General features: G+C 73.1%; 12 protein-coding genes. 3 read left to right on the top strand and 9 right to left on the bottom strand.

The genetic code is table 11. From position 1 onward, the window contains the following. Positions 1 to 28: 28 nt before the first annotated feature. Positions 29 to 2,164, bottom strand: a complete 2,136-nt coding sequence (gene ligA / locus ABZ808_RS26010) for an NAD-dependent DNA ligase LigA (protein ID WP_357011339.1) — start codon at positions 2,162 to 2,164, stop codon at positions 29 to 31. A 187-nt stretch (positions 2,165 to 2,351) separates the two neighbouring features. On the opposite strand from ligA, the gene ABZ808_RS26005 reads away from it, so the two are divergent. Continuing rightward, positions 2,352 to 2,894: a type II toxin-antitoxin system PemK/MazF family toxin gene (locus ABZ808_RS26005; protein WP_357011336.1), complete on the top strand. Its 543-nt coding sequence runs from the start codon at positions 2,352 to 2,354 to the stop codon at positions 2,892 to 2,894. Between the two features lie 139 nt (positions 2,895 to 3,033). Here the strand turns inward: ABZ808_RS26005 and ABZ808_RS26000 are convergent, their stop codons facing one another. The 7 genes from ABZ808_RS26000 to ABZ808_RS25970 all read right to left on the bottom strand — a co-directional run bounded on the left by ABZ808_RS26000 (position 3,034) and on the right by ABZ808_RS25970 (position 10,128). Further along, complete coding sequence (locus ABZ808_RS26000) at positions 3,034 to 4,044, bottom strand: ADP-ribosylglycohydrolase family protein (protein ID WP_357011334.1); 1,011 nt, start codon at positions 4,042 to 4,044, stop codon at positions 3,034 to 3,036. A 31-nt stretch (positions 4,045 to 4,075) separates the two neighbouring features. Next, entirely contained in the window at positions 4,076 to 4,444 is a 369-nt protein-coding gene (locus ABZ808_RS25995; RefSeq protein ID WP_357011332.1) for a VOC family protein, read from the bottom strand. Positions 4,445 to 4,480: 36 nt separating this feature from the next. After that, positions 4,481 to 5,485 (bottom strand): methionine synthase, encoded by a 1,005-nt coding sequence (locus ABZ808_RS25990; protein ID WP_357011330.1) that lies wholly within the window; start codon positions 5,483 to 5,485, stop codon positions 4,481 to 4,483. A 53-nt stretch (positions 5,486 to 5,538) separates the two neighbouring features. Beyond that, entirely contained in the window at positions 5,539 to 6,612 is a 1,074-nt protein-coding gene (gene mnmA / locus ABZ808_RS25985; protein ID WP_357011328.1) for a tRNA 2-thiouridine(34) synthase MnmA, read from the bottom strand. Between the two features lie 746 nt (positions 6,613 to 7,358). Further along, on the bottom strand, positions 7,359 to 8,534 hold the full coding sequence (locus tag ABZ808_RS25980) for a cysteine desulfurase family protein (RefSeq protein ID WP_357011326.1): 1,176 nt from the start codon (positions 8,532 to 8,534) through the stop codon (positions 7,359 to 7,361). Positions 8,535 to 8,647: 113 nt separating this feature from the next. Next, a complete protein-coding gene (locus ABZ808_RS25975) occupies positions 8,648 to 9,301 on the bottom strand; it encodes a class F sortase (RefSeq protein WP_357011325.1) in 654 nt (217 codons plus the stop codon). Then, a complete protein-coding gene (locus tag ABZ808_RS25970) occupies positions 9,298 to 10,128 on the bottom strand; it encodes a DUF4397 domain-containing protein (RefSeq protein ID WP_357011323.1) in 831 nt (276 codons plus the stop codon). Before ABZ808_RS25970 ends, ABZ808_RS25975 begins: the two co-directional genes overlap by 4 nt. 232 nt (positions 10,129 to 10,360) lie before the next feature. Between ABZ808_RS25970 and ABZ808_RS25965 the strand changes: the two genes are divergently transcribed. Continuing rightward, complete coding sequence (locus tag ABZ808_RS25965; RefSeq protein WP_357011321.1) at positions 10,361 to 10,963, top strand: sigma-70 family RNA polymerase sigma factor; 603 nt, start codon at positions 10,361 to 10,363, stop codon at positions 10,961 to 10,963. Further along, complete coding sequence (locus tag ABZ808_RS25960; RefSeq protein WP_357011319.1) at positions 10,917 to 11,744, top strand: anti-sigma factor; 828 nt, start codon at positions 10,917 to 10,919, stop codon at positions 11,742 to 11,744. The genes ABZ808_RS25965 and ABZ808_RS25960 overlap by 47 nt, the downstream gene beginning before the upstream one ends. Positions 11,745 to 11,840: 96 nt before the next feature. Here ABZ808_RS25960 and ABZ808_RS25955 read toward each other — a convergent pair whose 3' ends face one another. Continuing rightward, positions 11,841 to 12,800, bottom strand: a complete 960-nt coding sequence (locus tag ABZ808_RS25955; protein ID WP_357011317.1) for an electron transfer flavoprotein subunit alpha/FixB family protein — start codon at positions 12,798 to 12,800, stop codon at positions 11,841 to 11,843. Positions 12,801 to 12,805 lie beyond the last annotated feature (5 nt).

The raw sequence follows: 12,805 nt of genomic DNA, 5'->3' as shown, positions 1-12,805 counted from the left end.
GTATGCGCGGCCACCCGTCGCGTCGAGGTCAGCCCTGCACCTGGGCGACCTCTCGCGCGGCATCCGGCCCCGCGTCCAGCAGCACCCGGAACCCGTCCTCGTCGAGCACCGGCACCTTGAGACTGGCCGCCTTGTCGGCCTTGGACCCGGGGTTGTCCCCCACGACGACGAAGCCCGTCTTCTTGGAGACCGACCCGCTGACCTTGCCGCCCCGGCTCTGCACGGCCTCGGCTGCCTGGTCGCGGGAGAAGCCGGCGAGCGTGCCGGTCACCACGACCGTCAAGCCCTCCAGCGGGCGCGGCCCCTCGTCGACGGCCTCCTCGGCCATCCGTACGCCCGCGTCGGCCCACTTGCGGACCACCTCGCGGTGCCAGTCCACCGCGAACCACTCGCGGATGCTGGCCGCGATGGTCGGCCCGACCCCGTCGACCGAGGACAGCTCCTCCTCGGTGGCGGCGTCGATGGCGTCCATCGAGCGGAAGTGCCGGGCCAGCGCCTGGGCCGCGGTGGGGCCGACGTGCCGGATGGACAGCGCCACCAGCACCCGCCACAGGTCGCGTTCCCGGGCGACGGCCAGATTGTCGAGCAGCTTGACCGCGTTGGAGCCGAGGCTGCCGTCCTTGTTGACGAAGAACGGGGACCGGGACAGCTGGTCGGCGTCGAGCTGGAAGAGGTCGCCCTCGTCGGCGATGATCTCCGCGTCCAGTAGCGCCGCCGCGCCCTTGTAGCCGAGCACCTCGATGTCGAACCCGCCGCGCCCGGCGAGGTGGAAGACCCGCTCCCGGAGCTGGGCCGGGCAGCTGCGGGTGTTGGGGCACCGGATGTCGATGTCGCCCTCCTTGGCCGGCGCCAGCGGGGTGCCGCAGGCCGGGCAGGTGGTCGGCATGACGAACGGCCGGGCGTCGGACGGCCGCAGGTCGACCACCGGGCCGAGCACCTCGGGAATCACGTCGCCGGCCTTGCGCAGCACCACCGTGTCGCCGATCAGCACACCCTTGCGCTCGACCTCGCGGGCGTTGTGCAGGGTGGCGAGCGCCACGGTGGAGCCGGCCACCCGCACCGGCTCTAGAACGGCGAACGGTGTGACCCGGCCGGTGCGGCCCACGTTGACGTCGATGTCGAGCAGCTTGGTGGTGACCTCCTCCGGCGGGTACTTGAAGGCGATCGCCCAGCGGGGGGCGCGGCTGGTCGAGCCGAGCCGGCCCTGGATGGAGACCGGGTCGACCTTGACCACCACGCCGTCGATCTCGTGCTCGACGTCGTGCCGGTGCGCCGCGTAGTAGGCGATGTATTCCGCCACGCCAGCCAGATCCGGCACGACCCGCCACCGGTCGCTGGTGGGCAGCCCCCACGCCTTGAGCGCCGCGTACGACTCGGACTGGGCCGTGGGCTGGAAGCCCCGGCGGGCGCCGATGCCGTGCACCACCAGGCGCAGCGGACGGGAGGCGGTGACCCGAGGGTCCTTCTGCCGCAGGCTGCCTGCGGCGGCGTTGCGCGGGTTGGCGAACGGGGCCCGGCCCTGCTCGACCAGGCCGGCGTTGAGATCGGCGAACGCGGCGATCGGGAAGTAGATCTCGCCCCGGACCTCCAGCAGCTCGGGAATGGCCGGGAACTCGGCGGACGGCGTGAGCTGGCTGGGCACGTCCCGGATGCTCCGCACGTTGGCGGTGACGTCCTCGCCGGTGCGACCGTCACCCCGGGTGGCCGCCCGGACCAGCCGGCCGGCCTCGTAGGTCAGGTTGATCGCCAGCCCGTCGACCTTCAACTCGCAGAGGTAGGGCACCGGCCCGCCCGCGTCCCGCTCGACCCGCTCGGCCCAGGCCGCCAACTCCTCGTCGGCGAAGGCATTGTCCAGCGAGAGCATCCGCTCGGCGTGCGAGACCGGGGTGAAGTCGGTGGAGAACGTGCCGCCCACCCGCTGGGTCGGCGAGTCGGGCGTGCGCAGCGCCGGGAACTCCCCCTCCAACGCCTCCAGCTCGCGCAACTGCTTGTCGAACTCGGCGTCGGCAACGATCGGCGCGTCCAGCACGTAGTAGCGGTACTGGTGCTCGGTCAGCTCGCGGCTGAGGGTGGCGTGCCGCTCCCGCGCCTGCGGCGTGGGCTCGGCGCCGGCCGCCGCCTCCTGCGCCGCGCTGACCTGCTGGCCGATCTGCTCCTCGGACACTCCACCACCTTCGGACACGCCGCCACCTCCCTGGTCACGCTACTAAGGCACGGTATCCGGCGGGTGAGACAGTCCGTCGCCCACCGCCACCGCCCACCGGCCGGGTGGTTGACGGGCGACGTGCTGGTCGGCGTGCGAGGATCGCCGGACGAAGCGGCCGGCGTGCCGCCCTGAGGCGGAGGTGGCGATGCCCGAGGCACTGCTCTGGGCGGCGGCAATCCTGCTGGCCGTGGCGGCCGGCTGGGCGTGGAACAGCTGGCGACACCGCGTGGCCAACCGGCGCCCGGGGACCCGGCCGGGCAAGGGCGCCACATCGCGTACCGGTGGCCGTCGGCCCGCGCCGCCCCGGCCGCGCGGCGACCGTCCGGCTACCAGGCCCCGGTCCCGCGACGCCGACCGTGCGGTGGGCACGCCGGCGCCGGGTGAGATCTGGTGGGCCGACGTGCCGTACGCCGATGGCACCGGGTCGAAGGTCCGGCCGTGCCTGGTGCTGCGGGCCGACTCCCGGGGCGCCGACGTCCTGAAGATCACCAGCCAGGACAAGAGTGACCGCGACGACCATGTGCGGATCCCCACCCGGGACTGGGATCCCGGTGCCGAGCACGACAGCTACCTGAGCCTCACCGAGCCGACCCGGATCAGCGCTGCCGCCTTCGCCGACCGCGCCGGCACCTGCGACGCCGGCCTGTGGCGCAAGGTTCGCGGCCTTCGCCACCTGCCCACCGGCTGACCACGCTCGTGGGACGACCCCCTGGCCGTGATCGACTCCGGTTCCCGGAAGTCGGGGTGTCCGCGATCCAGGAACACCCCGACTTCCAGGAAAGCGAGTGGATCACGCCGGGCGCCGCTGCGGGGTCGGCCGCAAAGGGTCAGTCCCAGGCCGCGCCAAGCGTGGCGAGCTGGTCGGCGTACTCGATCCGGTCGGCCCACCCCGACGGCCAGGCGCTCATCCCGGCGACCGCACCCACGAAGGCGCCGGCCAGGGCGGCGATCGAATCGGAGTCACCGGCGGTGGTGGCACCCCGGGCCAGGGCCGCCACCGGGTCGTCGGCGTGGCGGACGGCGCAGAGCAGCGCGGTGGCCAGCGCCTCCTCGGCCACCCAGCCCTCCCCCGTGGCCCGGCACGGGTCGCCGCCGTCATCCGGCTCGCCCAGGGCGGTCGTCAGCCGGCCCAGCACCGCCAGGCACTCGTCCCAACCCTGGGCGATGAACTCCTGCGGCGTGCCCACCCCCGCGCGCTGCCAGAGGTCACCCAGCCACTCCTCCCGGTACACCCGGCGCTGCGACCGCGCCCGCTCGGTGAGCAGCACCGGAAGCTCGGCCAGCGCGGCGCCGTCGCGCAGCACGTAGACCGCGTACGCGGTCAGCTCACTGGCCGCCAACCCGGTCGGGTGGCCGTGGGTCAGCCCGGCCTGCAACTGGGCCAACCCGGCAAGCGTGTCCAGGTCGACGTCGAGCAGCCCGACCGGGGTGACCCGCATGTTGGCCCCGCACCCCTTCGACCCGGCGACGGTCGCCTCCTGCCAGCGCAGCCCGCGACCCAGCTCGGCGCACGCCCGTAGGCAGGTCATCCCCGGGGCACGGTTGTTGTCGGGGCTGACCGACCAGGCCACGAAACGCTCTCGCAGCAGCGGCTCCACCGCCTCGGGGTGAAGCGACGGTGACTCGTGCAGCGCCCAGCCCACCGCCAGTGCCATCTGGGTGTCGTCGGTGACCAGCGCCGGCTCGCCGGTCAGCTCACGCGGGCCGGCGGGGCCGTAGCGGTGCTCGATCTCCGCGACGGTGAGGAACTCGGTCGGCTTGCCCAACGCGTCACCGTAGGCGAGGCCGAAGAGCGAACCAGAGGCGCGCAGCGCGGGGGTAGGGGTCACGGCGGCCAATGATGCCCGACTGCCGCAACCCCCGCGCGGGTCAGTCCCAGCAGAGGCAGAACGGGTGGCCGGCCGGGTCGGCGTAGACCCGGAAGCCCTCACCCTCGCCCGGCAGCCGGCGGGCACCGAGCGCGAGCGCCGCCTTCTCGGCGGCCTCGACGTCGTCGACCGTCACATCCAGGTGGAACTGCTGTGGACGCTCCGGATCCGGCCAGGCCGGCGGGCGCAGGTTGAGCGCCCGCTGGAACGCCAGTCGGGGCTGGTGCCCAGGCGGGCCGCCCAGCACCACCCATTCGTCGTCATCGGTGTCGCCCTCGACCAGGGGCAGGCCGAGCAGCTCCGCGTAGAACGCGGCCAGCGCCCGCGGATCGGGGCAGTCGATCACCACTGAACGTAGCTGTCCAATCATGACAATCATCCTGCCCACTGGGTACGACAGGAAACGTCAGCTCTCGGCGAGTCGCCGGCCCGCGTCCCGGCAGGCGGCGAGCACCGTCCGGGCGTACCTGTCACTGGCACCGGCGAGGCCGCAGGCCGGCGTGATGACCACCTGCTCAGCGAGCTGCCGACGGGGAAAGCCGAGACGGTCCCAGAGCTGGCGTACCCGATCGGCGACCTGTGCGGAGGTCGGCGCCGGGCCGGCCGACGGCGGCAGCGTCGGCACGGCCCCGGCCAGCAGCCCGAGGCCAGCGTCGATCGCCTCGCCCAGCGGGTCCAGCTCGGTGATCAGGCCCAGGTCCAGGGCGACCGCGACGGCGCCGGTGGAGCGGATCAGCTCCAGCGGCACCTCCGGTGCGCAGCAGTGCACCACGGTCGGCACGCCGACCGTCTCGATGATCGTGCGCAGCAGCGCGGCCGCGTCCGCCGAATCCACCGCCCGGTACGCGCCCAGCCCGCTCTCGGTCGGCACCCGCCCGGCCAGCACAGTCGGCAGCGACGGCTCGTCGAGTTGCAGGAGGACCGACGCGCGGGGCAGCCGTCGGGCGACCGCCGCGACGTGGGCGCGCAGCCCCTCGGCGAGGGAGCCGGCGAGGTCACGCACAGCGCCGGGGTCACGCAGCAACCGACCGCCGATCGGCAGTTCCAGCGCGGCGGCCAGGGTGAGCGGGCCGCCGGCCTGCACCTTGACCGGGCCGGCGTACGCCTCGGCCTGCTCGCCGAGCTGGTCCAGGTCACGTTCCATCAGGTCCCGGGCCCGGCGCAGGTCGCGGCCGGAGCGCGGGGCGACGCGCCAACGCCCGGCGTACAGCTCGACGGGCAACTCCACCAGCAGCCCGGCGGTGCGGCCGATCAGGTCGGCGCCGGGCCCGCGCGCTGGCAGCTCGGGAAGGTGGGGCAGTGCGGGAAGCTCACCGAGGACCACCCGTTGGGCCTCGGCGATGTCGGTGCCGGGCAGCGAACCGATGCCGGTCGCCGCGCCAGCCGGCCAGGGCCACGCCTGATCTGTCACGGCCGAAGGCTATCCCGGTGTACGCGCCGACCACGCGGCGACCGTGCGACAGGTCAGCCGCTGATGGTGGCGGAGCCCAGGACCACGTCGCCAGCCGGATCCGGCCGGTACGCCACCACGGCCTGACCGGCGGCGACACCGCGCACCGGCCGGCGCAGCTCGGCGTGGAACGTGTCACCGTCGAGGTCGACGGTCGCGGGCACCACGTCCCCGTGCGCGCGCAGCTGCACCTCGCACTCGACCGGCGAGTCCGGACGGGGGCCGCCGGTCCAGACCGGGCGGGTGGCCCGCACCCGGGACACCTCCAGCGCCTCGGCGGGGCCGACCGTCACCGTGTTGGTCTTCGGCGTGATGGAGAGCACGTAACGCGGCCGGCCGTCCGGCGCCGGCCGGTCCAGGTGCAGCCCGCGCCGCTGACCCACCGTGTACGCGTACGCGCCGGTGTGGCTGCCCACGACCGCGCCGGTGCTCGCGTCCACCACGTCGCCGGGTGCCTCGCCGAGCCTGCCGGCCAGGAAACCGCGGGTGTCGCCGTCCGCGATGAAGCAGATGTCGTGCGAGTCCGGCTTGTCGGCGACCGCCAGACCACGCTCGGCGGCCTCCGCCCGGACCTGCGCCTTCGTCGAGTCGCCGAGCGGGAACATCGACCGGTCCAGCTGCTCGCGGGTCAGAACCGCCAGCACGTACGACTGGTCCTTCGCCACGTCGACGCTGCGTCGCAGCAGCCCGTCCGGGCCGAGCCGGGCGTGATGGCCGGTGACCACCGCGTCGAAGCCCAGGGCCACCGCCCGGTCCAGCACCGCGGCAAACTTGATCTTCTCGTTGCAGCGCAGACAAGGGTTCGGCGTACGACCAGCGGCGTACTCGGCCACGAAGTCGTCCACCACGTCCTCGTGGAACCGGTCGGCCATGTCCCAGACGTAGAACGGGATGCCGATCACGTCGGCGGCCCGCCGGGCGTCCCGGGAATCCTCCAGGGTGCAGCAACCGCGCGCCCCGGTCCGGTAGGTCTGTGGATTGCGAGCCAGCGCCAGATGCACGCCGGTCACGTCGTGCCCGGCCGCCGCCGCCCGCGCCGCCGCCACGGCAGAGTCAACCCCGCCCGACATAGCCGCCAACACCCTCACCAGCAACCCCCTCCCAAACCCCCACGACAACCCTATCCACCAACCCATTCCAACCCCCACCCCCGCCCCCGTCCCGCCACCCAGGGCGCCGCACCCCGCCCCACCCGAGGCGCGCGCCCGCCCCACCCGAGGCGCGCGCCCGCCCTCACCCAGGGCTCGACCCCGACCCCGACCCGAGGCTCGCGCCCCGCCCCGGGCTCGCACCCCACCCCGAGCTCGCGCCTCACCCCGGGCTCGCACCCCACCCCGGGCTCGCACCCCACCCCGGGCTCGCGCCTCGCCCCACCCAGTGCTCGCGTCGATCATGGAGTTGTGGTGCCTGAAAAGCGACGATGGGCACCTTCTGCCCCCCACCACAACTCCATGATCGACGCGCCCCACCGCGTCCCCACGCCCCTGACCCGCGCGATCTTGCAGTTTCTGCCCGGACATAAGCCGCGAAGGTCACGAACGGGCGACCGAAAGCGCAAGATCACGCGGAAGGGCGGCGCGGGGCGGGCAGCGCGAGCGCGAGGCGGGGCGGGCAGCGCAGGCAGCGCCAAGCGGGGCAGCGCGGCGCGGGGCAGGGCAGGGCAGGGTGGACAGCGCGGGGCAGGGCAGCGCAGCCCAGGGTGGACAGCGCAGGACAGCGCGGGGCGGGACAACGCGAAGCAGCGCGGGGCAACGCGAAGCGGGGCGGGGCAGCGCGGGGCGGGGCAGCGCGAGGCGGGACAGCGCAGCGCGAGGCAGCGCAGCGCGGGGCGGGGCTAGCGGGGGGTTCGGGGGGAGGCTGCTCGGCGGGCTCGGTCTACCGCTGCCGGGAGGGCTGCGATGAGGGCGTCCACGTCGGCCTGGGTGCTGGTGTGGCCGAGCGTGAAGCGCAACGAGGAGCGGGCACGGTCGTCGTCTGCGCCCATGGCCAGCAGTACGTGCGAGGGCTGCGCCACCCCCGCCGAGCAGGCCGAACCCGTTGAGCAGGCGATGCCCTGCGCGTCGAGCAGGAGCAGCAGTGCGTCGCCCTCGCAGCCCGGGAAGGAGAAGTGCGCGTTGCCGGGCAGCCGGTCGGTCGGGTCACCGTTGTAGATCACCTCGGGCACCGCCCGGCGGACCCGCTCGATCAGGTCGTCGCGGAGCGCGGCCACTCGGGCCGCGTACTCCTGCTGGCCCTTCACCGCCGTCTCGACGGCGACCGCGAAGGCGACGATGCCGGCGGTGTCCAGCGTGCCGGACCGGACGTCGCGTTCCTGACCACCGCCGTGCAGCAGCGGAGTGGCCGCGACGTCCCGGCCGAGCAGCAGCGCGCCCACCCCGGTCGGCCCGCCCAGCTTGTGGCCGGTGACGGTCAGCGCGGCGGCGCCACTGGCGGCGAAGTCGACCGGCACCTGGCCGACCGCCTGGATGGCGTCGGTGTGGAACGGTACGCCGTGCTCGGCGGCGACGGCGGCCAGCTCGGCGACCGGCTGCACGGTGCCGACCTCGTTGTTGGCCCACATGGCGGTGACCACGGCCACCCGGTCGGCGTGGGCGGTCAGCTCGGCGCGCAGATCCTCCGGATCGAGCCGGCCGGCGGAGTCCGGTGGCAGCCATCCGACCTCGGCGCCCTCGTGCTCGGCCAGCCAGTCGACCGAGTCGAGGACCGCGTGGTGTTCGACAGCGCTGGAGACCACTCGCCGACGGTCGGAGCCGGTGCCCCGGCGGGCCCAGAAGATGCCCTTGACGGCGAGGTTGTCGCTCTCCGTGCCGCCACCGGTGAAGATCACCTCAGACGGCCTGGCGCCCAGCACCGCGGCGACCCGCTCGCGCGACTCCTCGACCCGGCGACGGGCACGACGACCCTCCGCGTGCAGTGAGGACGCGTTGCCGACCTCGCGGGCGGTAGCGACGTACGCCTCCAGTGCCTCATCGAGCATCGGAGTGGTCGCCGCGTGATCCAGGTAAGCCATCACCGCCCAGCCTACGGCCGACATGGCGGCGACCGGATGCCGGTCGGCCGGCGAAGCATCACGGCCGGGGCGGGAAGATGCTCCCGCCCCGGCACGACGCCGGTCGGGCCAGGTCAGGCCGGTACCGCCGTGACGACGATGTTGTCGCGGTACTTGCGGGCCTTTGCGTCGAACGGCCCACCGCAGGTGATCAGGGTCAGTCGTGCTTCGCCGTCGCGGGCGAAGTACCGGTCCAACGGGATCTTGGTCTTGGCGTACTCCTCCCGGGCGACGACCCGGTACTGCCGTGCCGTGCCGTCGCTGCCGGTCGCGGTGAGGGTGTCGCCCTGGTCCAGCTCGCGGAGCCGGAAGAACGCCCCCTTGCCCTGCTTGGCGCTGTCCACGTGACCGGCGATGACCACCGAGCCGGCGTCCGCCTCCAGGCCAGGGCCGTAGCGGTACCAGCCGATCTGGTCGACGCTGGGCGGCACCTCGAACTCGTTGGTCCGCTCGTTGATGCCGACCGCGTTGACAGTGGCGGTGACGTTGATGTCCGGGATCACCAGCCGGACCGGCGGGACGACCTCCGCGCCGGCCGGTAGGTCACCGGCGGCTACCGGGATGCCCCCGGTGGCCGGCGGGGTTGCGGTGGCGGTGGCCAACGCGCTCGCCTCCTGCGCGCCGACGTCCTCGGCCGGCTGGGAGTCGCAGGCCACCAGCGTGGCGACGGTGAGCGCGGCAACGCCGGCGGCCATGGCCGCCAACGCGCCGCGGTTGCGCACCGTCACTGGCGACCGGTCCGCGCGGTCGCCATCCGCACCCCACCACCGAGCAGCAGGAGTACGCCGGCACCGGTGAGCACGTACCACCAGGTGTCCACGCCCGTGCTGGCCTGACCACCGTCACCGCTCGGTACGCCGCCCGGGGCGGAGTGCAGGCCGGTGATGGTCTGGGCCACCACGTCGAGGGTCTTGCCCTCGGCGGAGCCGATCGCGTAGACGATGGTCGCGGTGCCCTCCTTGAGGTTGAGGTCCGCCGGGCCGATGGCCACGGTGTCGGTGCCGGCCAGCACCACGTCCGCCTTCACGCTGCCCGCGTCGACGTCGCCCTTGGCCTCGTTCGGGTTGGTCAGGTCCTCGAAGACCGGGGTCCCGCCGGCCCGGACGTCCACCGCCGGGGCGGCGGCGGTGTGCCGGACGATCAGCCGGGCCTTGCCGGCGCCGACCTTCGAGACGTCGTTCACGAAGGGGGTGATCTTCGGCTGGCCGGCGGCGTCGAGGTGCGCGGCGATGCTGATGTTCGCCCCGCCCGGCACCGCCGCGTTGTCGACCTTGAGAATCGCGCTGCCGACCGGCTCACCCGGCTTGGTGAGGGCGATGTCGTACTCGCCCTCCTCCAGGTTCAACGGTCCGGCCACGTCACCGGGCTTGAAGTTGTCCAGCGTCTTCTCGCCGTTGACGTAGACGTCGACGGGGGTGTCCGGGATGCCGTGCACGACGGAGACCTTCGACGTGGCGGCGTACGCCGGGGTGGCGGTGAACGCGCCGACACCGGCGAAGGCCAGCGCGGCGACCGCGCCGCCCGCGGCGAACCGACGGAAGTACGAGAGCTGCATCTGTCTGCCTCCTGGTGATTACTGCTGATTCGTCAGGCTTGGCTTGCAGAACGGGTTACGCCGGGTACGCGACGGGTGGATGCGCGCCGGACGCACTTTTTTTCGTGGCCCTCGCCCGCATCCGAATCGGGCCCGCGGAACGAAGAGCTGGTGAGATGACATCGACCGGGAGAGTGGGGCGCAGGCTGTGGCAGCTACAGTCGGGTATGCCCCATCGAAGGCGAGCTGCCCGATGACGGCGCCACCTGAGAATCCAGATCCCCACGTGGATGACGTGGCCCTCCGGTTCCGCGCTGGTGACGAGGTGGCGCTCCGCGAGACGTACGACCGCTATGGCCGCGCCGTGCTCCACCTGGCCACCTCCATGCTGGCCAACCGTGCCGACGCCGAGGACGTGACCCAGGCGACGTTCGTCGCCGCCTGGCTGGGGCGGGACACCTTCGACCCGGCCAAGGGTTCGTTGGTCGGCTGGTTGCTCGGCATCGGTCGACGCAAGGTGATCGACCGGATGCGAGCGTCGGCCCGGGAGACCCGGGTGGTGGAGACGGTCCGGCAGCTGCCCGAGCCGACACAGACCGGCCCCGACCCGGATCGGGTGGTGGACCGGCTGGTGATCGCCGACGAGCTGGCCCGTCTCCCGGATGACCAGCGACGCATGCTGGAGCTGGCCTTCTACGACGACCTGACACACCAGCAGATAGCGACGGTGACCGGCGTGCCGTTGGGCACCGTGAAGAGTCACATTCGACGCGGCATGGCGAGCTTGAAACGCAGATGGGAGGTGGACGGTGCAGCACCTGGACCACGACCGGCTGGTCTTTCTGGCGCTCGGTGAGATCGAGGCGGACAACGGGGACAGCACCCACCTCGACACCTGCGAGGACTGCCGGGTGGAGATGGCCGCCCTTCAGCAGGTGGCCGGGCTCGGTGCGGAGACGCAGGGCCTGTCTGCTCTGCCCGACCCGCCGGAGCACATCTGGCAGGGCATCGCGGCCGAGATCAGCGCGGCGCAGGCTCTGCCGTCGCTGACGACGGCCCCCCGCCAGCAAAGCGTTGACCAGCCGATCAGCGGCCCGACCCCGGAGCAGCCGATCAGCGACCCAGTGCCCGAGCGTACGGCGCAAGGCCCCGGCAGCCTCCGGTCGAACGGCAGGTCACGGGCCGGTCGGCGCGGCTGGTCGCGCTGGGCGGCCACCGCGGTGACCGCGGCCGCCGCCGCGGCGGTCGGGGTGGTGGGCACGGTGTCCGTGCTGCGGCCGGACGATCCGGCGCCCGCGCCGACACCGGCTGTGGTGGCCAGTGCGCCGCTGGCGGCGTACGGGTCGACGCCGCCGGCCGCCACCGGTGATGCCCGGGTTCTCGATGGCGGCCAACTACATCTGCACGTGGCGAATCTCCCGAGCGTGCCGGGGTACTACGAGGTCTGGCTCATCAACCCGACGACGATGCAGATGTTCTCGGTCGGCACCCTGGGTGGGAGTTCGGACGCGCTGCTCCCGCTGCCACCCAACGTCGACCTGAGTGCCTACTCGGTGGTGGACGTCTCCGCCGAGCAGTACGACAACAAGCCCGCCCACTCCGGCGACAGTCTGCTGAGGGGCACCCTGACGGGCTGATCGGCGGGCCGGCTCAGCTCCCCGGCCCGCCGATCAGCTCCCCACGACAAGGTGGCCGCCCGGAGACGGGCGGCCACTTTGTCGTTGACAGAAACGTCACTTGCGCTTGCGGATCTCCTCAGCGGCCTGCGGGACGATCTTGAACAGGTCGCCCACCACGCCGAAGTCGGCCAGCTCGAAGATCGGCGCCTCGCCGTCCTTGTTGACCGCGACGATGGTCTTCGAGGTCTGCATGCCGGCCCGGTGCTGGATGGCACCGGAGATGCCGAGCGCGACATACAGCTGCGGGGAGACCGTCTTGCCGGTCTGCCCCACCTGGAACTGGTGCGGGTAGAACCCGGAGTCGACGGCCGCGCGGGACGCGCCGACGGCGCCGCCCAGCAGGTCGGCCAACTCCTCGACCAGCTTGAAGTTGTCGGCGTTGCCGACACCACGGCCGCCGGAGACGACGACGCCGGCCTCGGTCAGCTCGGGGCGGGAGCCCTTCTGCTCGGCGACCCGCTCGACGACCTTGGCCAGCTTGTCGGTGTCGGTGACCGACACGGTGAGCTGCTCGATCGCCGGGGTGGCCGCGGCCGGGCTCGGGGTGACCGAGTTGGGCCGGACGGTGACCAGCGGCAGGCCCTTGGTGACCTTGGACTTCACGATGGCGGAACCGGCGAAGGCGACCTGGGTGGCGGTGCCGTCGGCGGCCAGGCCGACCACGTCGGTCAGGATGCCGTTGTCCAGCTTGACGGCGAGGCGGGCGGCGATCTCCTTGCCCTCCTGCGCCGATGCCAGCAGCACGGCGGCCGGCTGTACCCGCTGGACGAGTTCGGCCAGCACGGTGGCCTTGGGGGCCACCAGGTAGCCGTCGATCTCGTCACCCTCGGCGGCGTAGATCTTCTCCGCGCCGTACTCGCCCAGCTTGGCGCTCAGCGCCTCGGCCGCGCCAGCGCCGCCGAGCACGACCGCGCTGGGCGTGCCCAGCTCGCGGGCGATGGTGAGCATCTCCAGGGTGACCTTCTTGACGCCGAATTCCTTGGTGGCTTCGACGACGACGAGAACCTCAGACATGTCCA

It is taken from the genome of Micromonospora sp. NPDC047527, assembly GCF_040643015.1.
In the GTDB taxonomy this organism is placed as follows: Bacteria; Actinomycetota; Actinomycetes; order Mycobacteriales; family Micromonosporaceae; genus Micromonospora.
Note: the sequence above shows the minus strand (reverse complement) of the source record. Positions and strands in the feature narration are given on the sequence as shown.

Coding starts and splice junctions, on each gene's coding strand:
- ABZ808_RS26005 (WP_357011336.1), top strand. CDS start 2,352: ATGCCCGAGGCACTGCTCTGGGCGGCGGCAATCCTGCTGGCCGTGGCG.
- ABZ808_RS25980 (WP_357011326.1), bottom strand. CDS start 8,534: ATGGCTTACCTGGATCACGCGGCGACCACTCCGATGCTCGATGAGGCA.
- ABZ808_RS25970 (WP_357011323.1), bottom strand. CDS start 10,128: ATGCAGCTCTCGTACTTCCGTCGGTTCGCCGCGGGCGGCGCGGTCGCC.
- ABZ808_RS25955 (WP_357011317.1), bottom strand. CDS start 12,800: ATGTCTGAGGTTCTCGTCGTCGTCGAAGCCACCAAGGAATTCGGCGTC.
- ABZ808_RS25965 (WP_357011321.1), top strand. CDS start 10,361: ATGACGGCGCCACCTGAGAATCCAGATCCCCACGTGGATGACGTGGCC.
- ABZ808_RS25995 (WP_357011332.1), bottom strand. CDS start 4,444: ATGATTGGACAGCTACGTTCAGTGGTGATCGACTGCCCCGATCCGCGG.